Below are 24,506 nucleotides of genomic sequence, written 5' to 3'. Positions count from 1 at the left end.
TCTGTACGGCAGGAGTCCCGCCCCATGGCAGAGCGCAAGCCGATCGAATCCTGGCTGACCGACATGGACGGCGTCCTCATCCACGAGGGCGTCCCCATCCCCGGTGCCGACGCCTTCATCAGGAAACTGCGGGACACCGAGCGGCCCTTCCTCGTCCTGACGAACAACTCCATCTACACCGCCCGCGACCTGCACGCCCGCCTGTACCGCATGGGCCTGGACGTGCCGGTCCGCAACATCTGGACCTCCGCGCTCGCCACCGCGCAGTTCCTCGACGACCAGCGTCCCGGCGGCACCGCGTACGTCATCGGCGAGGCCGGGCTGACCACCGCCCTGCACGACATCGGGTACGTGCTCACCGACCACGACCCCGACTACGTCGTCCTCGGCGAGACCCGCACCTACAGCTTCGAGGCGCTCACCAAGGCCATCCGCCTGATCAACGCCGGCGCCCGCTTCATCTGCACCAACCCCGACGAGACGGGCCCGTCGACCGAGGGCCCGCTGCCCGCGACCGGCTCCGTCGCCGCGCTGATCACCAAGGCGACCGGCAAGGAGCCGTACTTCGCCGGCAAGCCGAACCCGCTGATGATGCGCACCGGCCTCAACGCCATCGGCGCCCACTCCGAGACGAGCGCCATGATCGGCGACCGGATGGACACCGACGTGCTCGCCGGCCTGGAGGCCGGCATGGAGACCTTCCTCGTCCTGACCGGGCTCACCACCCCGGCGGACATCGACCGCTACCCGTTCCGGCCCTCGTCGGTGGTCGACTCCATCGCCGATCTGGTCGAACGCGTCTGAGCCGCCGAGTCGCCAGGTCAACCGGCCCTACCGGCCGGTAGGGCCCGGGGCGGGCGGCCCCTGCGGATGCGCGGTGCGCCGAACGGGGCGAATCTTGCCCCAGGAGGTTCACGATGCGTCCACGACTGGTTGCAGTCCGTCCCGCGGCCGGGGCGGCCGTCGCCCTCGTCGTCGCCCTCGCCCCCACCGCCCTCGCCGCCGCCCCCGCGGGCGACCCGGCCGCCGACGGCGGCCCCCGCGTCACCGCCGCGGTCACCCCGGCGACCGCGGCGCCCGGCGCCGACGTGGACCTCCGCGTCGAGGGCTGCGCGGGCCCGGGCGGCGCGGTCCGCTCCCCGGCCTTCGTCGCCGACGCGGAGCTGTCCGGCGGCAAGGGCGACGGCGGACCGCTGTACGGCGACACGACCGTCCGCTCCGACCTCGCCGCCGGCAGCCACCCCCTCACCGTCGTCTGCGGCGGCCGCGAGCACCGCGACGCGGGCCGCGTCCACGTCTCCCCCGAACCGCCGCCCAGCCCCCACGCCCCGGTACGCGCCGGGGGCGGCGGCGCGGCCGTCGCCGCGCCCCTCACGGCCGCGCCGAGCGTCGCCGAGCAGGGCCCCGGGACCCGCCACACCCTGGTCGGCCTGGCGCTCGCCGCCGTCGCGGCCGTCGCCGTCGCCGTGCGCTCCACGCGCCGGCGCAGCGAACCCGGCGCGGACTGACCGTGCGGGGCGGCGCGACCTCCGGTACGGGCACCGGTCGCCTCTTCGTCGGCGTGACCTGGGCGCTCGTCCTGGTCCTGATGTGGCTGTGGGGCAAGGAGGTCACCGCGGGCCAGGGCGGCCTGTCCGCCCCGACCACCGGTGACGTGGCCGCCGTGGGCCGTCCCCGCGGCGTGCCCCTGCCACCCCCGCACGAGCCCGTCGCGGCGTCCCGGCCGCTCCGCCTGGACGTCCCCTCGCTCGGCGTCGAGGCCCCCGTCGTCCCGCGCGGCCTGGAGGAGAGCGGGGCGGTCGAACCGCCGCCGTTCCAGATGCCGAGGACGGTCGGCTGGTACGCCGCCGGCACCCGGCCCGGCGCGCGCGGCGCCGCTCTCCTCGTCGGCCACGTCGACACCGACACCGCGCCGGCGGTCTTCCACCGCCTGGACAGGCTGGTTCCCGGCTCGCTCGTGCGCGTGGGCCGCGCCGACGGCTCCGTCGCCGAGTTCACCGTGGAGCAGGTGCGCGTCCTGTCCCGGCACGGCTTCGACCCGGACCAGGCGTACGGGCCCCGCGACCCGTCCCGCGCCGAACTGCGCCTGATCACCTGCGGCGGCACCTTCGACCGGGCGACGGAGACGTACACGGCGAACGTCGTCGTCTCCGCGTACCTGACGGCCGTGCGCTGAGCTGCCCGGGGAACCCCCGCGACGGACCCGGGCACCCCCCTCCCCCGCAGGGGGCCGGGAAGCGCCCGCCACGGCTCTCGCCGCCGCTCCCGTGGCCGCCGCGGCCCCGACCCCACCCACCGACCCCCCGCAGCCCCGCCGCCCCCCCACCGGCCGCGGGCGCCCCCGCCACCCACCCACCGGCCGCCCGGGCAGCCCCGCCGACCGCCGCCGCCGGCCCCGGTGACCGGGCCGGGGCCGGGCCGCCCCCGCTGTGCCAGGATGGCCGCCGAACGGGTCGTCAGACGTACCCAAGGGGGAGTCGATGTACGGCAGTCGCGGCGGCTGGGTCCGGGCGGGCATGGCCGCCGTCGGGGCGGTGGCGGTCCTGCTCATGGCCGCCTGCACCTCCTCCGACGGGGACGGCGGGGGCACCGGGGGACCGGGCGGCGACCCGGACCACCGGCCCAGGGCGGCGGACCGGTTCTGGGTCGACCCCGACGGCAACGCCGCCCGCCGCGCGGCCGGCCACCGCCGCGCCGGCGAGCCGCGCGCCGCCGCCCTCGTCCACCGGATCGCGTCCCGACCGACCGGCGTGTGGATCGGCACCGGCGACCCGGAGGGTGAGGCCCGCCGGGTCACCGCGGCCGCCGCCGCCGCGGACCGCACCCCCCTCCTCGTCCTGTACGACATCCCGCACCGCGACTGCGGGCAGCACTCCGCGGGCGGCGCCCCCGACGGCGCGGCGTACCGGGCCTGGGTCGAGGCGGTCGCCCGGGGCGTCGGCGCCCATCGCGCCGCGGTCGTCCTGGAGCCCGACGCGGTGATGCACATGGTCGACGGCTGCACCGGCCCCCGATACCACGAGGAGCGGTACGCGCTCCTCGCCGGCGCCGTGCGGCGGCTGGCGCGGCTCCCGCACACCCGCGTCTACCTGGACGCGGGCAACCCGGGCTGGAGCCGCCCCGAGGCGCTGCCCGGCCCGCTCCTGCGCGCCGGCCTCGCCGACGCGGACGGCTTCGCGGTGAACGTCGCCAACTTCCACACCACGGCGGCCTCCCGGGCGTACGGCCGCAGGATCTCCGCGCTGACCGGCGGCAAGCACTTCGTCATCGACACCGGCCGCAACGGCAACGGCCCGCACCCGGCCGGCGAGTGGTGCAACCCGCCCGGCCGGGCCCTCGGCGAGCCGCCGACCACCCGGACCGGCGACCCGCTCGTCGACGCCCACCTGTGGGTCAAGCGACCGGGCGAGTCGGACGGCCCGTGCCGGGGCGGCCCGCGGGCGGGCGAGTGGTTCGCGCCGTACGCCCTGGAACTGGCCCGCAACGGTCACTGACCCGGCACCGGGCCCCGGCTCTCCCCCCCCCGGCACCACGCCCCGGCTCCCGCCACCCCACGCCCCGGCTCCCGCCACCCGCAGGTCACCCCGGCCATCACCACCCCGCACCGGGCCCCGGCCCTCGCGCCACCCCCGCACCGGACCCCGACCGCCGCCACCCCGCGCCCCGACCGCCGCCCCCACCCCGCGCCGCCCCCCGGCACCCCCGCGCCGCCCGCACGCCGCCCGGCCCGCGCCGCCCCGGGGCCCCAGCGCGGCGGGTCACGGCACCTCCACCCACACCGCCTCCGAGGGGATGGCCCGGCCGTCGGCGACGAACAGCATGTAGTGCCCGGACGGGACGAGGGCGCGGTTGGCCGGCACGGTCACGCGCAGGGTGTCGGGGCCGGTCCGCTCGACGGCCAGGGCGACGGACCGCTGGTCGACGTCGGTGACGTGCGTGACGGCGCTCGGCCGCATCAGCCGCGCCGTCCGCACCCGGGCCGCGTCCGGGGTGCGCAGCACGGCGCTGTCGCCCCGGGCGACCCGCCGCGGCGCGGACACCACCCGCGGCCGGGGCCCCCGGAAGAGGTAGGGCGGGCTGTACACCTCGACGCGCTGCTCGAACGTGCCGGGCCGGGTGTTCTCGCGGTCCGCGAAGAGCGGGTCGGAGCCGAAGACCATGACGCGCCCGTCGGGCAGCAGCACCGACCCGGAGTGGTAGTTGCGGCCCACGCGCGGGTCGGCCACCCGCCGGAACCGGCCCGTCCGGGGGTCGTAGGTGCGCGCCTGGAGGATGTCGGACGCGCCGCGCCCCCGGTAGTCCTCGGAGCCGCCGGTGACCAGCACGGTGTCGTCGGGGAGCAGGGAGGCGCTCGGGTAGCGGGTGCCCCGCTCCAGCGCGGGGCCGTCGCGGAACCGGGGCGAGGGGTCCTTCAGGTCGACGAGGCGGGAGCGGGCGCTGGAGCGGGGTGACTCGCCGACCCCGCCGCCGCCGACGACGAGGAAGCGCTGGTCCTGCGCCGGGGGCAGCATGACGGTGGCGGAGGTCTCCATCAGGTGCGGGTCGGTCAGGCCGGGGACCTCGCGGAAGGTGTTCCGGCGGACGTCCCACACTCCGGGGGCGCGGCCCACGTCGGCGGGCCCGTACCCGGCGTTGGACCCGGAGTAGAAGAGCCGGCCGTCGTCGAGGAGGAACAGCGCCGGGTAGGTGGGGAAGCGCCGCTCGGTCGGCGTGTACGTCCACGTCCGCCGGGCCGGGTCGTACACCTCGTTCTTGCCGGGGACGACCTGCCCGATCTCGTCGAGGCCGGAGACGGCGAGGACCGTGCCGTCGGCGAGGGGTGTGAGCGTGGGGTACCAGCGGGCCTCGTTCATCGGGTCGACCGGGACGTACCGCTCGGCGACCGGGTCGAACTCGAAGGCGTCGCGGATCCCCTGGAAGTCCTTCTTGTCCAGGGCGAGCTTCTGCGCGGTGCCGTAGACGTTGCGGGCGTCGGCGCCGGTGAGGCCGTGGACGCGGTAGGTGTCCTCGGCGCCCGTCGCGTACCGCTTGCCGGGCCGCCCGGCCTCGACGTAGGTCCGGCCGAGCCCGGCCTCGGTGCGCAGGAACCTGCCGGTGCGCGGGTCGAGGACCTTGCGGGCCCGTTCGACGAGGACGGGGTCCCGCGACACGAACGTCCTGCCGTTGGTCCGGCCGGTGAAGCGGGTCCCCGCGGGCAGGGTGACCGGCTTGTCCGGGTCCTCGTTGTGGACGATCATCAGGCCGCCGGCGCGGGTGACGTCGCCCTCCAGCGTCTCGTACCGCTTGGTGCCGCCCGCGACGAGCAGCCGGCCGCCGGGCAGCTGGGTGTGGCCGGAGCAGAACATGTCCGCCGGGGTGGGGACCTTGCGGAAGCGGCCGGTGCGCGGGTCCCACAGGAGCGACTCGAACCGCTTCGCGTCGAAGTTCCGCTGGTCGTTGCCGGATCCGGCGATCAGCAGGACCTTGCCGGTGTGCAGGAGCGCGGCGTGGATGGCGTTGACGCGGACGCCGGCGGGGACGTCGAGGAGGTCCCAGTGGCCGTGGCCGGCCTTGTACGCGGGCCGGTCGACGGCGTGGTCGCGGTACCGCTCGGCGCCGTACCGGTACAGGGCGGGGCCGTTGAACCCGACGACGGCGGCGGCCACCGCGGCCGTGGCGAGGAGCCGCCGGGCCCGGTTCCTGCGGTGGTGGGGCCGTACGGGCGGGGCGCTCATCGGTCGTGGCCTCCCAGGGCGGCGTGGGGGCCCTCGTCCCCGGCGACCGCCCAACCCGGCCGCGGCCGGGGACGTGGCCGTGCCCGGAGCGCGGCCGCGGGGGGCGCGGCGGTACGGGCGGCACTGGCGATGCGGGGAGTGCGGGCGGTACCGGTGGTGCGGGGAGTGCGGGCGGTACCGGCGGTGCGTCGCCGTTCGCGGCGCCGGGCGCGGCGGGCGGCGTGTGCGGAGCAGCGCCAGGCGACGACCGGGGCGAGCGAGAGGCCCAGGGCGAGCACGGCCCAGGCGGTCATCGCCGGGTGGTGGTGGCCGGACGCGGCGGACGCGGTGAGGCACCCGCCGAAGAGCAGGGCGTGGCAGAGGTGGGTGCGGAAGGTGCCGAGGAGCGTGTCGGGGCTGGCGGATTCGCCCTTGGGGGTCACCACGAAGGTGCTGGGGCGGCGGAGCACGGCGTCGGTCAGGGAGCGGGCGTAGAGCGGGGCGGAGAGCGCGGACATGACCATCCCGGCCAGTCCGCCGGACCCCTCCGGTTCGTGCGGGGAGACGTTGTGGCGGCGGTTCCAGACGTACAGGCCGAGCTGGAGCGCGGAGGCGTTGCCGTACAGCATGGTCCACACGACGGGGTCGATGCGCAGTCCGGAGGCGCCCGCGCCGAGGAACAGGGCGCAGCTGAGGGCGGCGAGGAGCCAGTTGAGGGCGGCCGTCGGGTAGAAGGCCATGAGGGCGGTGTAGTGGAGCAGCCGGCCCGGCCGGAGCGTTCCCCAGCCCTTGCGGTACTGGCGGGCGATCGTCTCGTACGTGCCGCGGGACCAGCGCAGCTGCTGGGTGAAGAAGTCGGTCCACGAGGTGGGGCCCTCGCCGACGGCGAGGACGTCCGGGGTGTAGACGGACCGCCAGGGGCGGCCGGTCGCGGGGTTGCGGTGGCGGTGCAGTTCGAAGCCGGTCGCCATGTCCTCGGTGATCGAGTCGTACAGTCCGCCGACCTGCCGCAGGGCGCTGACCCGCACGGCGTTGGAGGTGCCGACGAACATGGGGGCGCCGTAGCGGTTGCCGGCGCGCTGGACGAGGGCGTGGAAGAGGAACTGCTGGGACTCGGCGGCCTTGGTGACGAAGGTGTCGTAGTTGCCGTAGACCTGCGGTCCGACGACGAAGGCGACGTCGGGGTCGCGGAAGTAGCCGAGCATCCGCTCCAGGTAGTTGGGGAGCGGCACGTGGTCGGTGTCGACGCAGGCGAGGAGGTCGTAGCCGGCGCCGTGCGCCTCCAGCCAGGCGTTGTAGTTGCCGTGCTTGGTCCGGGCGCGGTACGGGCCGGCGGGCCGGTTCCAGCGGGCGACGCCCCGGCGGGAGAAGTGGCGTACGCCGAGCCGGGCGCAGACCCGCCGGACGTCCGGGTCGTCGCCCTCGTCGAGCAGCCACACGTGCACCACGCCGCGGTGCCGGACCCGGACGGCGGCCTCCAGGGTCCGCGTCACCAGGGCGAGGGGCTCCTTGCCGGGGACGAAGGAGGTGAGGAAGGCGACGCGGGTGCCCGCCTCCGGCACCACGGGCACGGGGTCGCGGGCGACGAGCGTGGCGTGCGCGACCGACAGGACGTTCAGGGCCCGGAACAGTTCGATCAGGCCGATCGACACGAGCATGACGAGGTCCAGGGCGAACAGGCGGCCGTCCGCGGCGCGGGGCCCGCCGACGGACCAGTGGCGCGGCTGGACGAGCCAGCCGAACAGCCCGAGTGAGACCAGCGGGGCGGCGCACAGCAGCAGCGCCGCGCGCACGCGGTGCGGTTCCGCGGCGAGCAGGGAGCGGTAGCGGACCCGGTAGGGGCCCGCCGCCGGGTCGGGGTGGGTGAGGGGGCCGGCGAGTCTGCTGTGGTGCTCGTAGTCGTACCGCGGCGGGGGGCCGGGCGCGGTACGGGCGCGGGCCGTCGGGCGGGGCGTGCCTGGTGGCGGGGCGGGGTGCGGGGCCGTTCGCGGGGGCGGGGCCGGGGGCGTGCCGCCGTCCCGCCGGGCGCCCTTCGGCGTCCACGTCATGGGCCATCCCCCCGCACGCGCGTCGCTGCTGACCGGTCACAGCGCGGCGACCGCCCGCACCCGGGAGCGGGGACGGGGACGGCGGTCGGGACGCGCCGGTGACCTGACACCCCCTCGGGTCAGCTGCGGGGGGTCACGGCTGGAACACAGCGTGGACGAGCACATTCATGTTCGCAAGGGTGAAAAACCGGCATACCCGGACGCATGTGCGATTGCCGGGCGGGTGGGGGAACGATCGAGGCCCCCTCACTCGCCGTGAGGGGGCCTCGATCTCGCGTGCGCCGCCAGGGACTCGAACCCCGGACCCGCTGATTAAGAGTCAGCTGCTCTAACCAACTGAGCTAGCGGCGCCTGCTGACCTGCACAACTCTACCCGACGCTGCGGGGTGCTCCGGGCCGCCCGCCGGGAGGCGGTCGGAAAATTCCCGCCCCGATGCGCCTGTCGGATGGTCGTTTTTTCCCTTTTGACCGTCAAAATACGAGGTGTCCGGACAGTTGGGAGGCTGGCGCGCGTGCACCAGTACGGAGAGAACTTGCCCAGTGTGGAGGGGAACCGTATGACCGTCCCGGTCTTCGAGGAGTACGTGCCCGCCGCCGACTGCCCCTGCCCCGGCTGCGCCCGGCAGCGGCGGGAGCACGCCCTCCGCCCGGCCGTGCGCGCGGGGGGCCACCCGGCCGCCCACGGCGCCCGCCGGGCGCTCGTGCTGGCGACGGCCGCGGGGGCCGTCCTCGGCGGCGGCACCACCACGGCGGGCGGCGCCGCCCACCCGGCCGGCCACCCGCCGCACGCGGCGCCGCCGGGGCTCCCGGCCGCCGGCGCCGTGGGCCACGCCCGCCACGCGGCGGACGGCGACACCCCGCAAGGCGGCGCCGCCGGGCTGCACGGCCGACCGCTGGCGGGGCCGACGACCGGGCCCGTCACCGTGCGGCAGCTCCCCGAGACCACCCGCGCCGACATCATCAACCGGGCCAAGAAGTGGGTCACGGCGAAGGTCCCGTACTCGATGGAGAAGTACTGGACCGACGGCTACCGGCAGGACTGCTCCGGCTACGTCTCCATGGCGTGGAACCTGCCCGCCAACGAGTGGACCGGCAGCCTCCACCGCTTCGGCGAGAAGATCGCCTGGGCTGACCTGGAACCGGGCGACATCCTCCTGTTCCACAACCCCGACAACCCGACCAAGGGCTCACACGTCACGATCTTCGGCGGCTGGACGGACCACAAGCGCACGCACTACACCGCGTACGAGCAGACCAAGCCGCACACCCGCCGCCAGACGACCCCGCTGGCGTACTGGACCAACTCCGACCGGTACGTCGCCTACCGCTACCTGGGCCTCGTCGCGGAGTCCGGCGTCACGCCCGTCGGCGGCGCCCCCGCGTCGAGCGCCTACCCCGGCGCCGGCCACTTCGGCCCCGGCGCGCACAACCCCCACGTCACCCGCCTGGGCCGGATGCTCGTCGCACGCGGCGGCGCCCGCTTCTACACCGACGGGCCCGGCCCACGCTGGGGCGACGCCGACCGGCGGGCGACCCGGGCGTTCCAGCTGGCGCAGGGCTGGCGGGGCGCCGAGGCGAACGGCCTGCCCGGTCCGCACACCTGGCGCCTGCTCACCACGGGCCGCGGCCGGGACATCCCCCAGGCCAAGAGCCGGGCGACGGCGCCCCCCTACCCCGGGCGGGCCCACTTCCGCCCGGGCCGGTCCAGCAAGCACGTCGAGACGCTGGGCCGCCGGCTGGTGCAGCGCGGCCACGGCAGGCACTACACCGACGGCCCCGGCCCGCGCTGGAGCGAGGCCGACCGGCGCAACGTCCAGGACTTCCAGCGCGCCCAGGGCTGGCGCGGCGCCGCCGCCGACGGCTACCCGGGCCCGGAGACATGGAGGCGGCTCTTCCGATGACCGAGCACGACGAGCGTGGACACGCACCCGACACCGCGGCACCCACGGACGGGCCCGCGCCCGGCCGCCGCGCCCCCCTGACCGGCGGCACGGCCGGCCCGGACGCGACCGGCGGCACGGCCGGCCCGGGCACGACCGGCGGCACGGCCGGCCCGGGCACGACCGGCGGCACGGCCGGCCCGGGTGTGACCGGCCCGGGCGGAACCGGCCCGATCCCGGCCCACCCGTTCTTCCGCGCCGAGCACCACACCCCGCCCGAGCCCCAGGTGCCGGACCTGCTGGGCCACGGCGCGCGGATGCTCCTCGACGCGCCGCCCCCGGTGGCCCCGCCGCCCGCCGCCCCGGACCCGGACCCGTACCTTCCGGACCTGCTGAACCCCGAGACGACGACCCGCAGACCACCCCGCTTCACCCCCGCGCCCCACCCGCAGCACACCCGCCCGGCCCCGCCCCCGGCACCCGGCGCCACCCGCCCGGTACCGGCCCGGCCGACGTCGACACCGGCCTGCCCTGCGGCCGGGACGGCCCAGACGCCGACCGGGGCCGCGGCGTCGGCCCCGCCCGGAGCGGGGTCGCCCCCGCCGGTGGCCGCGGCCCAGGCGGCGTCCCACCCCCGGGGCACCGCGCCGCCCCGCCCCGACTCACCCCCGGTCCGCCCGGAGCCGCCCGCGCCGCCCACCGCGTCCCCGGTCCGCCCGGAGCCGCCCGCGCCGCCCACCGCGTCCCCGGTCGGGGGCACCGACCGGGGCCGTCCGGCACCCGGCGACGCTCCCGCGCGGACGGCCCGACGGCTGCCGGACTTCCTCCGCCCGTCCGCCTCCCGCTCCACCCCGAAGAAGGGCGAGGACCACGGGGACCCGCGCGGCGAGCGCCCCCCCACGGACCCGCCCACGGGGCGCGGCCCCTCGCTGCGCACTCCGGCGGAGTCGCTGCGCCGGGGTACGGAGGTGCGCGTCGGACGCCCGGCAGCGGCGGCCGGGGCCGCCGACCGGCCCGCGACGGCGCCGGAGACGTCCACCGGTTCCGCCGCCCGGACGGCGGGGGGCACGGCCACCGCTTCGACGCGCGGCATGACCGCGGACCGGACCCCGGCCCCGACCCGCCCGGCCTCGCCCCCGGCCCCCGCCACGCCCCCACCCGTCGCCTCGCCCCCGGCCGTGGACCGGTCTGCGGCGGCGCCGGCCACCGCCGCGGGCGCGACTGCTCCGGCGGAGGCCCTGACCGGCTGGTTCCCCTCCGTGGCCGAGGCTCCGGCCCCCGAGGCGGCTTCGGCCCCCCGGCCCACGGCTGCGCCGGAACCACCGAGCGGTTCGACCGCCCGTCCGGCGAAGGCCCCGGCGGGCCCGGAGCGGCACGAGGCCGCGGCCGGCGCGGCCACGGGCACGACCTCGGCGCGGCCGCAAGGGGCGCCGTCCGTCGTCCGCGAGCCGAAGGCACCCACCCGCCCGCCGCAGGCGCACGCCCCGACGGACGGGGGACCGGCGGCACCTGGCGACCGGCCGCCCACCGCACCGGGGAGTCCCACCCGCCCGAGCACCCGGCCGGCGAAGGACGCGGCCGCCCCGGAGGCGGTGTCGGGCACCGGCCGTCCTGCTGCGGACGCCCCCACCGGCCCGTCCGCCCCCGTACGGCCGGGTGTCCCTACCGGCCCGTCCGCCCGTACGGGCAAGGCACCGGCCGGCTGGGCGCCGACGCCGCCGGACGAGCGGCCCGCCGCGGCGCCGGAGACGCCCGCCGGTCCGGGTGCCCGAGCGGCGAGGGACGTGGCCGGCGCGGAGGCACCGGCTGCCGGTGGGACGCCCGCCGTGGCGGAGACTCCTGCCGGTCCGGTCGCCCGGGTGGTGAAGGACGCCGCTGCCCCTGAGGCGGCGGTGCCCGGCGGACGTCCGGCGGCCGAGGCCGCTACGGGCCCGTCCGCCCGTGAGCACGAGGTCCCGGCCGGTTGGGCGCCGGCGGTGCCCGGCGGCCCGCCCGCCACCGCGCCGCAGACGCGCCCCGGTCCGGTCGCCCGGGTCACCGGACCCGATGCGGACGTGTCCGGCGGGCGCCCCGCGGCCGAGGGGCCATCGAGCCCGTCCGCCCGTGAGGGCGACTCCCCGGCCGGTCGGGTGCCGGCGGTACCGAGCGACCCGCCCGCCACCGCGCCGGAGACGCCCGCGGGCCCGGCCGCCCGGGCGGCGAAGGGTGTGGCCGGTGCCGGGATGTCGACTGCCGGTGGGGTCTCCAACGCGTCGGAGACGCCCGCCGGTCCGGTCGCCCGGGTGGTGAAGGACGCCGCTGCCCCTGAGGCGGCGGTGTCCGGCGGACGTCCGGCGGCCGAGGCCCCTACGGGCCCGTCCACCAGGGAGGGCGAGGTCCCGCTCGGTTGGGCGCCGGCGGTGCCCGGCGGCCCGCCCGCCACCGCGCCGGAGACGCGCCCCGGTCCGGTCGCCCGGGCGACCGGGCCCGACGCGGAGGTGCCGGTCGCCGGTGAGCGGCCCGCCGACGCGCCGGAGGCGTCCGGCGGTTCACGTGGTCGGGCGGCGGAGGACGTGGAGGAACCTGAGGCGTCGGCGTCCACCGGACGCCCCCTCGCGGGTGTCCTCGGTGGGCTGTTCCACCGTACGGGCAAGGCCCCGGCCCGCCGGGAGTCGGCGGAGGACGCCGACCGGCCCGCCGACGAGCCGCAGACACCCGACGAGCCGCAGACGTCCGACGAGCCGGAGAGGTCCCCCGCAGCGCAGACGCCCGACGAGCCGCAGAGACTGGCCGCGCCGGAGACCCCGGCCGCGCCCGGGACACCCCCCGGCCCGGGCGCCCGGATGGCCGAGAGCGGGTCCGGTGCGGAGGCGCCGGCTGCCGGTGAGCGGCCCGCCGACGCGTCGCGGACGGCTGCCGGCCCGGTCGGCCGGGCGGTCGAGGGCGCGGCCGGTGAGCCGGCCGCGGTACCGGCCGAGGCGGCCGCCGGCGCCGATGACCGCGGCCGGTGGGTTCCCGGCGGTGCCGAGGAGCCCGGTCGTGTCCCGTGGGCCGCCGCCGTGGCGGAGGCGGACGGCGGCGTGGCCGCCGGGCACGGCGACCGGGTTCCGCCGGACGGCGGTGCCGGGACCCGCCCGTCCGCGCGGAGCGCGCCGGGCGCCCCGCCCCCGCCGGCCGGCCCCCTGCCGGGGCCGCACCCGGGCGAGGCCCGGGGCGCCGCCGACGCCGCCCCGGCATGGGGCGTACCGCAGTACGGGGCGTACTCCGGCGGCGGTACCGGCGGCCCCTCCTGGGCGCGGCGCCCGGAGGACGGCGGTCCCCGCAGGCCCGACACCGTGACGCGCGAGGCGCGCGGGGGCGGGGCGCCGGGAGACCCCGCCGCCACGGCGCCGCGTGCCGAAGGGCGGTCCGCCGGGGTCGGACGCGGACGGCACGCCGCGGTCGCGCCGGTCGGCCGACGGCGCACACGTCCCGTGCCCGGCGCCGAGCCGCGGCTCGCCGAGCGGCCCGGGGCGGTGCTGCCGGGCTGGGTGGGCGTGCTCGCCGGGGCCGCGGCGCTCGTCGCGTGCGGCATGGCCCTGTGGTGGGCGGGCGTCCTCCCTGAGCTGGTGGGGCGGGTGTTCGGCCTGCCGCGCGTGCCTCCGGCGGGCCTGACGGCGGGGCCGTCCGGTCTGCTGGTGTGCGGTGCGCTGCTGACGCTGTTCGCGCTCGGTGGACTGGCGCGGGGCCGGGTCGGGCACGCCTGGGTGCTCACCCTGTTCGGTGACTACCGGGGCACGGTGCGCCGGACGGGCCTGGTGTGGCTGAACCCGGCCCTGGTGCGCCGCCGGATCGACGTGCGGCTGCGTCACTGGCGCAGCGAGCCGCTGCCCGCGGTCGACGCGAACGGCACCGCCCTGCGGGTGGTGGTGCTGGTGGTGTGGCGGGTCGGGGACACGGCCCGGGCCGCGCTGGCGGTCGCCGACCACGAGGAGTACTTGCGCGACCAGGTGGAGGCGGCGCTGGCACGGGTGGTGTCGCAGTTGCCGGCCGACGCCTTCCAGGGCGGCGGCGGCACGCCGACGCTGCGGGACGCCGAGTCGGTGGGTGAGGCGCTGACCCGGACGGTGGCCGCCGAGTGCGCCCCGGTCGGTGTGGAGGTGTTCTCGGCGCAGCCGACGCGGATCGAGTACGCCCCGGAGATCGCGTCCGCGATGCGCCGCCGCCGTATCGCGGCGATCGACGCGGAGCACCGGGACGCGGTCCTCACCTCGGTGGTGGACGCCGTGGACGACATGGTGCACCGGCTGACCGACCGGGGCCTGGTGGAGCTGGACGACTACGAGCGCAAGGCCCTGGTGAAGGACCTCACGGTCGCCTTCTACACGGGGCACGGCGGCCGCACCGACGGCTCCTGACCCCACCCGGCCCGCCCGGCCCGCCCCACCCGGCTCCCGGGCGGCAGCCGGGGGACGCGCCGGACATGCGGGAAGGCCCCTCGCTTCCGCGAGGGGCCTTCCCGTGTCTGTGCGCCGCCAGGGACTCGAACCCCGGACCCGCTGATTAAGAGTCAGCTGCTCTAACCAACTGAGCTAGCGGCGCCTGCTGACGGAGTAAATACTACCTGGTCCGAGGGGTGCTTCGGACCGCACGGCCGTGATCCGGATCACATCCGGGCCTCGGGAGGTTTAGCGGGCCACCCGCCGCGCGGGCGGCTCCGTGGGAGTCGGCGCCGGCCTCTGCTCGCAGAGCCCCGCACCCCTGCGGCCCCCACCCCCTACAGCGCCAGCGAGAGCACCACCGGCGCCGCCTTGCGGTTGAGCGTGTCGGCCGCCGAGCGCAGCCGGTGGGCGTGCTCGATGGGGAGCGACAGGGCGAGGCAGCCGACCGACGCGCCGGCGGTCAGCGGCACCGCCGCGCAGACCGTGCCGACGGCGTACTCCTGGAGGTCCAGGACGGGGACGGTCGGCGGCTGGCTGTCCAGCTTGGAGAAGAGGACCCGCTCGCTGGTGATCGTCCGCGAGGTCAGGCGGGCGATCTTGTGGCGGGCGAGGTGGTCGCGCCGGCCGTTCTGGTCGAGCTGGGTCAGCAGGCACTTGCCGACCGCGCTGGCGTGCGCGGCGGAGCGGAAGTCCACCCACTCGTTGACCTTCGGGGTGTGCGGGCCGTCCGCCATCTGCGTGATCTTGACCTCGCCGTCGATGTACCGGCTGATGTAGACGGCGGCGCCGACCGAGTCGCGCAGTTCGGTGAGGGTCTCCTGGAGCTTGGCCTGCAGGGCCTCGCGGCGGGTGACGCCCGAGCCGAGCAGGACGAGCGAGTCCCCCACGATGTACGCGCCGTCGGCGACCTGCTCCACGTACCCCTCGCGGCGCAGCATCCGCAGCAGCGGGGTGAGGTGCGCCGTGGGCAGCCCGGTCTCGCGCGCGATCTGGACGTCGGTGACCCCGCTGCCGTGCCGGGACACCGTTTCGAGCACGCGCAGGGCGTACTGCACCGAGTGGAACGGCGTGGTCGGCTCAGGCTTCAGCGCCACGGTTTCCCCCTACCAGGTTGTGACCGCAAGCTTCCGTACCACGATAACCGCCAAGGGCCGGTTACGGGCCACCTGTTGACGAGAACCGGCCGCGACCCCGCCGCCCGCGCCGGCCCGGATGGCCCCTGGCACATGCCAGGGGCCATCCGGGCCGGTGGCGAGGGTCCTCAGAGCACCGCACCGAGGAACTCGCGGGTCCGTTCGTGCTCCGGATCGGACAGGATCTTCTCCGGGGAACCGCTTTCGATGACCCGTCCGGCGTCGAACATGAGCACCTCGTCCGAGATGTCCCTGGCGAAATTCATCTCGTGCGTCACGCACACCATCGTGATGTCGGTGCTCCGGGCGATGTCCCGCAGCAGGTCCAGCACGCCCGCCACGGACTCCGGGTCGAGCGCCGAGGTGACCTCGTCCAGGAGCAGCACCTTGGGCCGCATCGCCAGGGCGCGGGCGATGGCCACCCGCTGCTGCTGGCCGCCGGAGAGGGTGGTGGGCCGGGCGTCCGCCCGGTCGGCGAGGCCCACCAGCTCCAGCAGTTCCCTGGCGCGCTGCTCGGCCTCCTCGCGGCCGAGGCCGAGCACGCGGACCGGCGCCTCCGTGAGGTTGCGCAGCACGGTCATGTTGGGGAAGAGGTTGAACTGCTGGAAGACCATCCCGATGCGCTTGCGCACCTCCCGGCGGCTCCGGTCGTCGGCCGGGAACAGCCGGTCGCCGTCGACGTCGATCGTCCCGTGGTCGGGCCGCTCCAGCGTCATCAGCATCCGCAGGATCGTGGTCTTGCCGGACCCGGAGGGGCCGATGAGCGTGACGTGCCGGCCGGCGTCCACGGAGAAGGACAGGTCCCGCAGGACGGCGTTGCCGCCGTAGCTCTTGCCGACGCCGGAGAAGCGGATGAGTTCAGTGGACAAGGCGGCGCTCCAGGGCTCGGACGAGAAGGGAAGCCGGGTAGGCGACGAGGACGAAGGCGACGCCGACGACGGTCAGCGGCTCGGTGTACTGGAAGGTGCCGGCGCTCTCCAACCGGGCCTGCTGGAGCATCTCCAGCACGCCGATCGCGGCGAGCAGCGGCGTGTCCTTCAGCATGGCGACGACGTAGTTGCCGAGCGCGGGCGCCACGCGCCGCAGCGCCTGCGGCAGGATCACCGCGAACCACGTGCGGTGGGCGGGGAGGCTGAGCGCGGTCGCCGCCTCCCACTGCCCGGCCGGTACGGCGTCGATGCCGGCCCGGTACACCTGGGCGGTGTACGTCGAGTAGTGCAGCCCGATGGCGACGACGCCGGTGGTGAACGCCGAGAACCGCACCCCGGCCTCGGGCAGCACGAAGTACAGGAAGAACAGCTGCACCAGCAGCGGTGTCGTGCGGACGAACTCGGTGGCGGCCGTCACCGGCCAGCGCACCAGCCGTGAGTGCGAGCGCAGTCCGGCCGCCCACACGAGTCCGAGGGAGAAGGCGATGAGCGACCCGAGGACGAGGACCTGGAGGGTGACCAGCAGCCCGTCCGCGAAGCGCGGCATGAAGTCCGCGACGGCGGACCAGTCCCAGTTCACCGGACCACCGCCCCGACGCGGGTCTTCGCGCGGCGTTCCAGCGCCTTCATGGCGCGGATGATGACCATCGCGATGACGAAGTACACGACGAGGACGGCGCCGTAGATCTGCGCGCTCTCCTGCGTGGCCAGACGCACCAGGTACGCCGCGAACGACACGTCGCCGACGCCGAGGAGCGACACGAGCGCGGTGCCCTTGAGCAGTTCGATGAGCAGGTTGCACAGCGGCGGCAGCATCTCGGGGAGCGCCTGCGGCAGCAGCACCAGCCGCAGCCGCTGCCACGGCGTGAGGCTCAGCGCGACGGCGGCCTCCCGCTGGGCGGTGGGGACGGCGTTCAGGGCGCCGCGCACCACCTCGGCGCCGTACGCCCCGTACGACAGGCCGAGCGCGAGCACCGCCGCCCACATGGGCAGCAGCTGCCAGCCGGCCAGCGGCGGCACGACGAAGAACAGCCAGAACATCAGCACCAGCGCGGAGACCCCGCGGAAGACCTCCGTGTACGCGGCGGCGGCGAAGCGTACGAACCGGGAGCGGTGGGTGCGGGCGGTGCCGACGGTGAAGGCGACGACGGCGGCGAGCGCGGCGCCGTAGACGAGGAGCTGGAGGGTGGTCCAGATGCCGGGCAGCACCCAGTTCTGCCAGAGTCCGGCGGTCATCGGCACAGCTCCTCGGCGGTAAGGGTGGTCATCTCGGAGCGGGTGAAGCCGAAGCGCCGCAGGATCCGGAAGAGCTCCCCGCTCTTCTTCATCCGGTGGATCTCGTCGTTGAAGGCGTCGCGCAGGGTGCGGTCGGTGAGGCGGAACGCGAAGCCGCCGCCGTCGATCTGCTTCTCGCCGTCCACGACCATGGCGAACGGCGGCACGGACTCGGCGCGGCTGCTGCCCCGCGCCACCTGGCGGGCGGTGAGCGCGGTCCCGGCGAAGGCGTCGACGCGGCCGGACTCGACGGCGTTCAGACCGGCGACCTGGTCCTGGAGAATGACGAGCCGCTTCTCGGGGTACCCGGCCGCCACGGCGTGGCCCGCCTGGGCGTACCCGGTGCCGGTGGCGAGTCGGGCGCCCTTGCGCACCACGTCGGCGTAGGAGCGCAGCCCGAGCGGGTTGCCGCGGCGCACGATGAAGGAGTCGAGCATCTGGTACTCGGGATCGGAGAAGAGCACCTGACGGCACCGCTCCGGGGTGATGTACATCCCGGCGGAGACCACGTCGAACTGCTGGGAGTTGAGACCGGGGATGAGGGAGCCGAAGTCGGTGGCGACGGGTTGCACGCGGTCGACGCCGAGCCGCTTGAAGACGGCGCGGGCGAGTTCGGGCGCCTCACCCGTGAACGCGCCGTTCTCGTCGACGTACCCGTAGGGCACCTCGCCGGCGATGCCGAGCCGTACGGTGCCCTGTGACCTGAGCCGCGCCAGGGCGTCCCCCGACGGGACCCGGGCGCAGCCCGCGGCCGCGAGGGCGCCGGTCGCGCCGAGCGCGGCGGTCCCCAGCAGCAGTGAGCGGCGCCCCACGGCCCCCGGTCGTCTGTTTTCCGTTGGGTGAGCTGTTCGAGCCATGGCCGCGCGGCTACCCGAACGCCGATGGGGTATGCGTGATCCGCGCCGAGGACAGGCCGAGGACAGGAGGCCAGCATGACCACCGTCGGACTTCTCCTCCCCGAGGGGACCCCCGAGGACGACTACCGCCGCATCGAGACGCTGCTCGGCGGCGACATCCGCGTCGACTCCGTCGCGTACGGCGAACCGGGCCCCGGCGGCGCGAGCGGCGGCGGGGAGGCCGCGCCGCTCACCGCCGAGGGCGAGCGGCTGCGCCTGGCGGGCGCGGACGCCGTGGTGTGGGCGGCCGCCGGGGCGTCGTTCGCGCCCGGGTGGGACGCCGCGCTGGAGCAGGCGCGCACGCTCGCCGTGGCCGCGGGCGTCCCCGCGTCCAGCACCGCGATCGGCTTCGCCCGCGCGCTGCGGGAGCTCGGCGTCGCGAAGGTCGCCGTGGCCGGCGGGTACCCGCGCGACGTCCTGGAGGAGGTCGCCCGGTTCCTGGCGGCCGCGGGCGTCGAGGTGGTCGGGTCGGGCGGGGGCTCCGCCGCGATGTCGCTGCCCGAGCTGGTGCGGGCCGCGGACGGCCCGCTCGCGCAGGCCGTCCTCGTCCCGGACACGGCCACGCCGTGCGTCGCGGAGGTGGCGGCGGCCGAGGCGGCGGTCGGCAAGCCGGTGCTCACGGGGACGCAGGTGACGGTCTGGGAGGGGCTGCGCCTCGCCGAGCGGCGCGGCGCGTGGGCCGACGAGCTGGGCGCGCTGTTCGCCCGGCGCGGCCCGGCGGCGGCGCACGCGGCGGAACCGGCGGGGTGACGCGGCCCGGCGGCGGCCCGGCCCTGACGGGGTGAGGTGCGGCGCCTGCGCGGCGGAATAAGCGGACGGTCCCTCCTGTTAGTGCGTGGCGTACCGACGTCATGTTCAGGAGGACCCAGCGGTGAGCGACGACGAGGCGACACGGGAGACGGCCCGCGAGGCGGCGGAGCGCGCTGTCGCGCCCGGGGACGCGACACGCGGGACGGCGCGCGGCACCGCCCCCGTGCCGCTGTCCGTACTGGACCTGGTCACCGTGGGGGCGGGGTCGACCGCCGCCCGCGCCCTGACCACCAGCGTGCGGCTCGCGCGGCTCGCCGAGGACCGCGGCTACCACCGGCACTGGGTCGCCGAGCACCACTCCATGCCCGGCGTCGCCTCGTCGTCCCCGGCCGTGATCCTGGCGCACCTGGCGGCCCACACCCGCCGCATCCGCCTCGGCTCCGGCGGCGTCATGCTGCCCAACCACGCCCCGCTCGTGGTGGCCGAGCAGTTCGGCACCTTGGAGGCGCTCGCGCCGGGCCGCGTGGACCTCGGGCTGGGCCGGGCGCCCGGCACCGACGGGGCCACCGCCGCCGCCCTGCGCCGCGCCGACCGGCTGGACGAGGGCGCCGACGAGTTCCCGCGGCAGCTCGCCGAGCTGGTCCGCTTCCTGGACGACGACTTCCCCGACGGGCACCCGTACGCCCGGATCCACGCCGTGCCCGGCCCGGTGCAGGGCCCGAAGGGGCGCCCGCCGGTGTGGCTGCTCGGCTCGTCCGGCTTCAGCGCGCGGCTGGCCGGCTCGCTCGGCCTGCCCTTCGCCTTCGCCCACCACTTCTCCGCGCGCAACACGGTGCCCGCGCTGGAGCTGTACCGGGACTCCTTCCGGCCCTCCGCCGTCCTCGACGCGCCGTACGCGCTGATCGGCGTCTCCGCCCTCGCCGCGGACGACGAGCGGGAGGCCCGGCGGCAGGCGCTCACCGGGGTGCTGTCCATGCTGCGGCTGCGCACCGGCCGGCCCGGCCTCGTCCCGACGCCCGAGGAGGCGGAGGCCTACCCCTTCGGCGCGGCGGAGCGGGAGTTCGCGGACGGTTGGCTCGCCAACGTGGTGCACGGCACGCCCGACGCGGTCCGCGCCGGTCTGGACGGCCTGCGGGAGCGCACGGGCGCCGACGAGCTGATGATCACGGCGAGCGTCCACGGCGGCGAGGCGCGGCTGCGGTCGTACGAGCTGATCGCGGACGCGTACGGGATGCCGTCCGGAGGTTCCTCCGAAGCCTCCCGCGGTGGTTCCTCCTCGGGAAGCGGCGCACAAGATTCCTAAGGGAGGCTTAAACCGCTCGTCACCGCGGGCGGCGAGCGGTCCTCCCTGGCCCGGCAAGGCTCTGATGAGGGGTTTTACCCGCAGATTGGTCTAGTCCGCAATTTGGTGCAGACCATTGACGGGGTGTTCGCGCGGCGGTTATCAATTCTTCGACTTCAGCTCCGCGCACCGCGCTTCACCCCCCTCGGAGGCCGCTCGTGCCCGCCCGCAAACCCCTGCTCGCCGCGCTCACCGGGCTGGCGGTCGCCGCCACCGGCGCGCTGGCCGCCGTCGCCGGCCCCGACACCGCCCGCGCGGCGCAGTCCGCGCCCGCCGCCGCCTCCGGCGGCGTGAAGATCGCCTACTACGACCAGTGGAGCGTCTACGGCAACGCCTTCTACCCCAAGCACCTCGACACCCGGGGCATCGCCGCCAAACTGGACGTCATCAACTACTCGTTCGGCAACATCCACCCGACCGAGCACACCTGCTTCATGGCCAACAAGGCGGCGGGGGACGACAACAACCCCAACGCCGGCGACGGCGCGGGTGACTCCTACGCCGACTACCAGCGCTCCTTCGCGGCCGCCGACAGCGTGGACGGCGTCGCCGACAAGTGGGACCAGCCGATCATGGGCGTCTTCAACCAGTTCAAGGAGCTGAAGGCGAAGCACCCCCACCTGAAGATCAACATCTCGCTGGGCGGCTGGACGTACTCCAAGTACTTCCACGACGCCGCGAAGACGGACGCGAGCCGCAAGAAGTTCGTCTCGTCGTGCGTCAAGCAGTACATCCAGGGCGACCTGCCGGTCGAGGGCGGCTTCGGCGGCCCCGGCACGGCGGCCGGGATCTTCGACGGCATCGACGTCGACTGGGAGTACCCCGGCTCGCCCGACGGCCACCTCGGCAACCACCACGGGCCGGAGGACAAGCGGAACTTCACGCTGCTGCTCGCCGAGTTCCGCAAGCAGCTCGACGCGTACGGCGCGGCGAACGGCGGGAAGAAGTACCTGCTGACCGCCGCGCTGCCGGCCGGCCAGGACAAGATCAAGCACATCGAGACGGACAAGATCGGCGCGTACCTCGACTACGCGAACATCATGACGTACGACATGCACGGCGCCTGGGACGGCGACGGGCCGACGTACCACCAGTCCCCGCTGTACTCCGGCTCCGACGACCCGACGGACCCGATCAAGCCGGGCACCGAGAAGTACTCGATCGACAACGCCATCGACGCCTGGATCGACGGCAAGCCCGCCTACGGCATCGCCGGTGGCTTCCCGGCGGACAAGCTGACCCTCGGGTACGAGTTCTACTACCGCGGCTGGAAGGGCGTCCCGGCCGGGGCGACGGGCGGTCTCGCCCAGCCGGCGACCGGCGCCTCGGCGGCCCGCCCGGTGAGTCAGCAGGCCGGCATCGCCCACTACAAGGAGCTCGGCGGCATCGTCGACAACCCGGCGACCACGTTCTGGGACGACCGGGCGAAGGCGAGCTACTTCCACAAGGACGGGGAGTTCTTCACCGGCCTCGACAAGCGGTCGATCCAGGCGCGCGCCGAGTACGGCCGCAGCCGGGGCCTGGCGGGGGCGATGATGTACTCGCTCCTCGGCCTGGACGCCGACACGACGCTGCTGAACGAGATCGCGGCGGCCGTCGGCGGCACCCCGCAGACCCCGGACCCGACGCCGACCCCGACGCAGCCGACCCCCACGCCGACCCCGACCCCGACTCCCACGCCGACCCCGACGCCCACGGCCCCGGGCGGCTGCACGGCGCGGGGCTGGGACCGGGCGGCCTCCTACGGCGGCGGCGCGCAGGTCTCCCACCAGGGACGCACCTGGAAGGCCAAGTGGTGGACGCAGGGCGAGGAGCCCGGCACCACCGGCGAGTGGGGGGTCTGGCAGGACCTCGGCGCCTGCTGACACCCCCCGGCGCCACCCCCCACACCACCGCCCCTGACCGGAGAGCCGCGGCCTCCCGGTCAGGGGCGGTTCCCATGCCGGGGCCGCCCGGCTCAGGCGACCTTCGCGCCCACGCGGATCATGTCGGCGATCCGCTCGGGGGCGACCGCCCGGGAGTACAGCCAGCCCTGCCCGGTGTCGCAGCCGATGCGGCGCAGCCGCGCCGCCTGCCCGGCGGTCTCCACGCACTCGGCCGTGACGGTCAGCCCCAGCCGGTGCGCGAGGTCCACCATCGTCTCGACGATCACCTCGTCGGCCGGGTTGGGGTGCGCCTCGTCCTGGAAGCCGCGGACGAACGACCCGTCGAGCTTCAGCACCGACACGGGCAGCCGGCTCAGATAGGCGAGGTTGGAGTACCCGGTGCCGAAGTCGTCGATGGCGATCCGCACGCCCATGTCGCTGAGCGCCTGGAGCGCCTGGAGGGGGCGCCCGGCCGAGCCCATCACCGCGGACTCGGTCAGCTCCAGCTGGAGGAGGTGGGCGGGCAGCCCGGTCTCGGCGAGGATCCCGGCGACGTCCGCGACGAGGTCGGAGTCCCACACCTGCCGCACGGCGACGTTGACGCTGACGAACAGCGGCCGCTCCCTGGGGTGTTCGAGCTGCCAGCGGCGGGCCTGGCGGCACGCGGTCCGCAGCACCCAGCGCCCGAGCTGCACGATCGAGCCGTCCTCCTCGGCGATCCCGACGAACCGATTCGGCGCCAGCGCGCCGAACCGCGGGTGGTGCCAGCGCACCAGCGCCTCCACGCCCCGCACGGTCCCGTCGGCCATGCCCACCAGCGGCTGGTACTCCAGGGCGAACTCGCCCCGCTCCACGGCCGGCCGCAGGGTCGAGCTGAGCGCCTGCCGGGTCATGCGGTGGGCGTTGCGCTCGGGGTCGAAGAGGGTCCAGCGGGCCTTGCCGTCGGCCTTGGCCCAGTACAGCGTCGTGTCGGCGGCCTGCATCAGGCCGTTGACGGTGGTGCCCGCCGCGAGCCGCTCGACGACGCCGATGGAGGCCGAGACGGACAGCCGCTGCCCCGCCAGGTCGAACGGCTGCTGCACGGCGGCGAGCACCGCCCCGGCGAGCCCGGCGAGCTGGTCGGTGCCGGAGGAGTCCTCGACGAGGATGGCGAACTCGTCGCCGCCGAGGCGGGCGACGAGGTGGCCGCCGCCGCGGGCCTGCCCGTCGCTGTCGGCGCACTCGGTGAGGCGGGTGGCGACGGCGGCGAGGAGCCGGTCGCCGACGCGGTGGCCGAGGGTGTCGTTGACGGCCTTGAAGCCGTCGAGGTCGAGGTAGCACAGGCCGATGCGGCCCGTGCCGCCGTCCCCGTAGGAGTCGTAGGACTCGTACGCGTCGTACGAGGAGTTCTCCAGCGCGGCGGTGAGGCGCTCGAAGAACAGGGTCCGGTTGGGCAGGCGGGTGACCGGGTCGTGCATCTGGAGGTGGCGCAGCCGGGCCTGGAGCTCGCGGCGGTCGCTGATGTCGGCGATGGACAGCAGGACGTTGTGGCCGCGGGGCACCGGCGCGACGGTCACCTCCGCCCACAGGGAGCGGCCGTCGGGGTGCTTGATCCGGCGCGTGCAGCGGAACCGCGAGCGGTGGCCGCGCAGCACCTCCCGGTAGGCGTGCCAGGTGCGGGGGTCCGCGGCCAGGTCGACGAGGTCGGCGGCGACCTGGCCGCGCAGCGAGGCCGGGTCCGTGCCGAGGAGCGCGGCGAGCGCGTCGTTCGCGCTGAGGACGAGGCCGTCGGGGTCGACCACGGCCATGGCGAGCTGTGCGGCGTTGAACGCCGCGTGGACGTCCCGCAACTCGCCCGCCGCGACGGGGCCGGGCCGGGGCGGCGGCTCGGCCCGCGCCGCGTACCGGCGGATACCGGAGCCGCCCGCCGCCCCGCCGTCACCCTCCGTGATCACGTGGAGAGCGGTGCAGGGCTGTGCGACTGCCGTGTGTCCCGGTCCTTCTGGAGTTCCGCTCACCGCTCGCTCCCGCAGGGCAGTTGTGACGTACAGATGTGGTCGGGCGAGGTCAGCCAAGGAAAGTGTGCCGATCATAGAGGCTGCCGTTGGGCCGTTCCAGCGCCACCGCCGGGCCGCCCTGGGCCCCGTGTCCGCCCATCGGGCAGGGACGATCGTTTCTGCGCGGGTGTGGCGGCGCCCGGTCCTGGTATGACCGGTTGTGACTGTCAGTGAAGTGACCGGTGTGGTCCGGGAGTGTCGCTGCTCACCCGAGTGGTGCAGCGGAACAGGACGAAACCTGTCAAACCCGCACAGGGTG

Annotated in this window: 17 protein-coding genes and 2 tRNA genes; 9 read left to right on the top strand and 10 right to left on the bottom strand. The window is 76.1% G+C overall.

The window, feature by feature from the left end; all coding sequences use genetic code 11:
* The first annotated feature begins 24 nt into the window (after positions 1–24).
* The 4 genes from LPA54_RS13220 (at position 25) to LPA54_RS13205 (ending at position 3,494) form a co-directional block, all read left to right on the top strand.
* A complete protein-coding gene (locus LPA54_RS13220; RefSeq protein WP_228977078.1) occupies positions 25–804 on the top strand; it encodes an HAD-IIA family hydrolase in 780 nt (259 codons plus the stop codon).
* 113 nt (positions 805–917) lie between these two features.
* Positions 918–1,508 (top strand): hypothetical protein, encoded by a 591-nt coding sequence (locus tag LPA54_RS13215; RefSeq protein ID WP_228977076.1) that lies wholly within the window; start codon positions 918–920, stop codon positions 1,506–1,508.
* A gap of 2 nt (positions 1,509–1,510) precedes the next feature.
* Positions 1,511–2,176, top strand: a complete 666-nt coding sequence (locus LPA54_RS13210) for a class F sortase (RefSeq protein WP_228977074.1) — start codon at positions 1,511–1,513, stop codon at positions 2,174–2,176.
* Between the two features lie 304 nt (positions 2,177–2,480).
* Complete coding sequence (locus LPA54_RS13205) at positions 2,481–3,494, top strand: glycoside hydrolase family 6 protein (protein WP_228977073.1); 1,014 nt, start codon at positions 2,481–2,483, stop codon at positions 3,492–3,494.
* A gap of 264 nt (positions 3,495–3,758) precedes the next feature.
* Here the strand turns inward: LPA54_RS13205 and LPA54_RS13200 are convergent, their stop codons facing one another.
* The 3 genes from LPA54_RS13200 to LPA54_RS13190 form a co-directional block, all read right to left on the bottom strand.
* A complete protein-coding gene (locus LPA54_RS13200; RefSeq protein ID WP_228977070.1) occupies positions 3,759–5,714 on the bottom strand; it encodes a galactose oxidase early set domain-containing protein in 1,956 nt (651 codons plus the stop codon).
* Positions 5,711–7,741 (bottom strand): glycosyltransferase family 2 protein, encoded by a 2,031-nt coding sequence (locus LPA54_RS13195; RefSeq protein ID WP_228977068.1) that lies wholly within the window; start codon positions 7,739–7,741, stop codon positions 5,711–5,713. The genes LPA54_RS13200 and LPA54_RS13195 overlap by 4 nt, the downstream gene beginning before the upstream one ends.
* A 277-nt stretch (positions 7,742–8,018) precedes the next feature.
* Positions 8,019–8,092, bottom strand: a tRNA-Lys gene (locus LPA54_RS13190).
* A 206-nt stretch (positions 8,093–8,298) separates the two neighbouring features.
* On the opposite strand from LPA54_RS13190, the gene LPA54_RS13185 reads away from it, so the two are divergent.
* Both LPA54_RS13185 and LPA54_RS42645 read left to right on the top strand, forming a co-directional pair.
* Positions 8,299–9,642 (top strand): peptidoglycan-binding protein, encoded by a 1,344-nt coding sequence (locus tag LPA54_RS13185; protein ID WP_228977066.1) that lies wholly within the window; start codon positions 8,299–8,301, stop codon positions 9,640–9,642.
* On the top strand, positions 9,639–13,997 hold the full coding sequence (locus tag LPA54_RS42645; RefSeq protein ID WP_306806495.1) for an SPFH domain-containing protein: 4,359 nt from the start codon (positions 9,639–9,641) through the stop codon (positions 13,995–13,997). Before LPA54_RS13185 ends, LPA54_RS42645 begins: the two co-directional genes overlap by 4 nt.
* A 110-nt stretch (positions 13,998–14,107) precedes the next feature.
* On the opposite strand, the gene LPA54_RS13175 is transcribed toward LPA54_RS42645, so the two are convergent.
* The 6 genes from LPA54_RS13175 to ehuB all read right to left on the bottom strand — a co-directional run bounded on the left by LPA54_RS13175 (position 14,108) and on the right by ehuB (position 18,215).
* Positions 14,108–14,181 (bottom strand) — tRNA-Lys (locus tag LPA54_RS13175).
* Between the two features lie 175 nt (positions 14,182–14,356).
* Positions 14,357–15,115: an IclR family transcriptional regulator gene (locus LPA54_RS13170; RefSeq protein ID WP_228977063.1), complete on the bottom strand. Its 759-nt coding sequence runs from the start codon at positions 15,113–15,115 to the stop codon at positions 14,357–14,359.
* A 167-nt stretch (positions 15,116–15,282) separates the two neighbouring features.
* Positions 15,283–16,023: an amino acid ABC transporter ATP-binding protein gene (locus LPA54_RS13165; protein ID WP_228977062.1), complete on the bottom strand. Its 741-nt coding sequence runs from the start codon at positions 16,021–16,023 to the stop codon at positions 15,283–15,285.
* Positions 16,013–16,663 (bottom strand): ectoine/hydroxyectoine ABC transporter permease subunit EhuD, encoded by a 651-nt coding sequence (gene ehuD, locus LPA54_RS13160; protein ID WP_228977060.1) that lies wholly within the window; start codon positions 16,661–16,663, stop codon positions 16,013–16,015. The genes LPA54_RS13165 and ehuD overlap by 11 nt, the downstream gene beginning before the upstream one ends.
* On the bottom strand, positions 16,660–17,319 hold the full coding sequence (ehuC, locus tag LPA54_RS13155) for an ectoine/hydroxyectoine ABC transporter permease subunit EhuC (RefSeq protein WP_228977058.1): 660 nt from the start codon (positions 17,317–17,319) through the stop codon (positions 16,660–16,662). The genes ehuD and ehuC overlap by 4 nt, the downstream gene beginning before the upstream one ends.
* Entirely contained in the window at positions 17,316–18,215 is a 900-nt protein-coding gene (gene ehuB / locus LPA54_RS13150) for an ectoine/hydroxyectoine ABC transporter substrate-binding protein EhuB (RefSeq protein ID WP_228977056.1), read from the bottom strand. Before ehuB ends, ehuC begins: the two co-directional genes overlap by 4 nt.
* 75 nt (positions 18,216–18,290) lie before the next feature.
* Between ehuB and LPA54_RS13145 the strand changes: the two genes are divergently transcribed.
* The 3 genes from LPA54_RS13145 to LPA54_RS13135 all read left to right on the top strand — a co-directional run bounded on the left by LPA54_RS13145 (position 18,291) and on the right by LPA54_RS13135 (position 22,211).
* Positions 18,291–19,004, top strand: a complete 714-nt coding sequence (locus LPA54_RS13145; protein ID WP_228977055.1) for a decarboxylase — start codon at positions 18,291–18,293, stop codon at positions 19,002–19,004.
* A 223-nt stretch (positions 19,005–19,227) separates the two neighbouring features.
* The gene (locus LPA54_RS13140) at positions 19,228–20,307 is read left to right on the top strand and encodes an LLM class flavin-dependent oxidoreductase (protein WP_228977280.1); all 1,080 of its coding nucleotides are present in this window, start codon (positions 19,228–19,230) and stop codon (positions 20,305–20,307) included.
* A gap of 197 nt (positions 20,308–20,504) precedes the next feature.
* Positions 20,505–22,211: a glycosyl hydrolase family 18 protein gene (locus tag LPA54_RS13135; RefSeq protein WP_228977054.1), complete on the top strand. Its 1,707-nt coding sequence runs from the start codon at positions 20,505–20,507 to the stop codon at positions 22,209–22,211.
* A 92-nt stretch (positions 22,212–22,303) separates the two neighbouring features.
* Here LPA54_RS13135 and LPA54_RS13130 read toward each other — a convergent pair whose 3' ends face one another.
* A complete protein-coding gene (locus tag LPA54_RS13130) occupies positions 22,304–24,283 on the bottom strand; it encodes an EAL domain-containing protein (protein ID WP_267487087.1) in 1,980 nt (659 codons plus the stop codon).
* Between the last annotated feature and the right edge of the window lie 223 nt (positions 24,284–24,506).

This window comes from Streptomyces sp. DH12 (assembly GCF_020873895.1).
Taxonomy (GTDB): domain Bacteria; phylum Actinomycetota; class Actinomycetes; order Streptomycetales; family Streptomycetaceae; genus Streptomyces.
The sequence above is the reverse complement of the archived record's forward strand: the minus strand, read 5'-3'. Positions and strand labels throughout refer to the sequence as shown.

Excerpts from the sequence above, each read along its gene's own strand:
- LPA54_RS13220 (WP_228977078.1), top strand. The coding sequence starts at position 25 with ATGGCAGAGCGCAAGCCGATCGAATCCTGGCTGACCGACATGGACGGC.
- LPA54_RS13215 (WP_228977076.1), top strand. The coding sequence starts at position 918 with ATGCGTCCACGACTGGTTGCAGTCCGTCCCGCGGCCGGGGCGGCCGTC.
- LPA54_RS13205 (WP_228977073.1), top strand. The coding sequence starts at position 2,481 with ATGTACGGCAGTCGCGGCGGCTGGGTCCGGGCGGGCATGGCCGCCGTC.
- LPA54_RS13200 (WP_228977070.1), bottom strand. The coding sequence starts at position 5,714 with ATGAGCGCCCCGCCCGTACGGCCCCACCACCGCAGGAACCGGGCCCGG.
- LPA54_RS13195 (WP_228977068.1), bottom strand. The coding sequence starts at position 7,741 with ATGACGTGGACGCCGAAGGGCGCCCGGCGGGACGGCGGCACGCCCCCG.
- LPA54_RS13185 (WP_228977066.1), top strand. The coding sequence starts at position 8,299 with ATGACCGTCCCGGTCTTCGAGGAGTACGTGCCCGCCGCCGACTGCCCC.
- LPA54_RS42645 (WP_306806495.1), top strand. The coding sequence starts at position 9,639 with ATGACCGAGCACGACGAGCGTGGACACGCACCCGACACCGCGGCACCC.
- ehuC (WP_228977058.1), bottom strand. The coding sequence starts at position 17,319 with ATGACCGCCGGACTCTGGCAGAACTGGGTGCTGCCCGGCATCTGGACC.
- ehuB (WP_228977056.1), bottom strand. The coding sequence starts at position 18,215 with ATGGCTCGAACAGCTCACCCAACGGAAAACAGACGACCGGGGGCCGTG.
- LPA54_RS13145 (WP_228977055.1), top strand. The coding sequence starts at position 18,291 with ATGACCACCGTCGGACTTCTCCTCCCCGAGGGGACCCCCGAGGACGAC.
- LPA54_RS13130 (WP_267487087.1), bottom strand. The coding sequence starts at position 24,283 with ATGATCGGCACACTTTCCTTGGCTGACCTCGCCCGACCACATCTGTAC.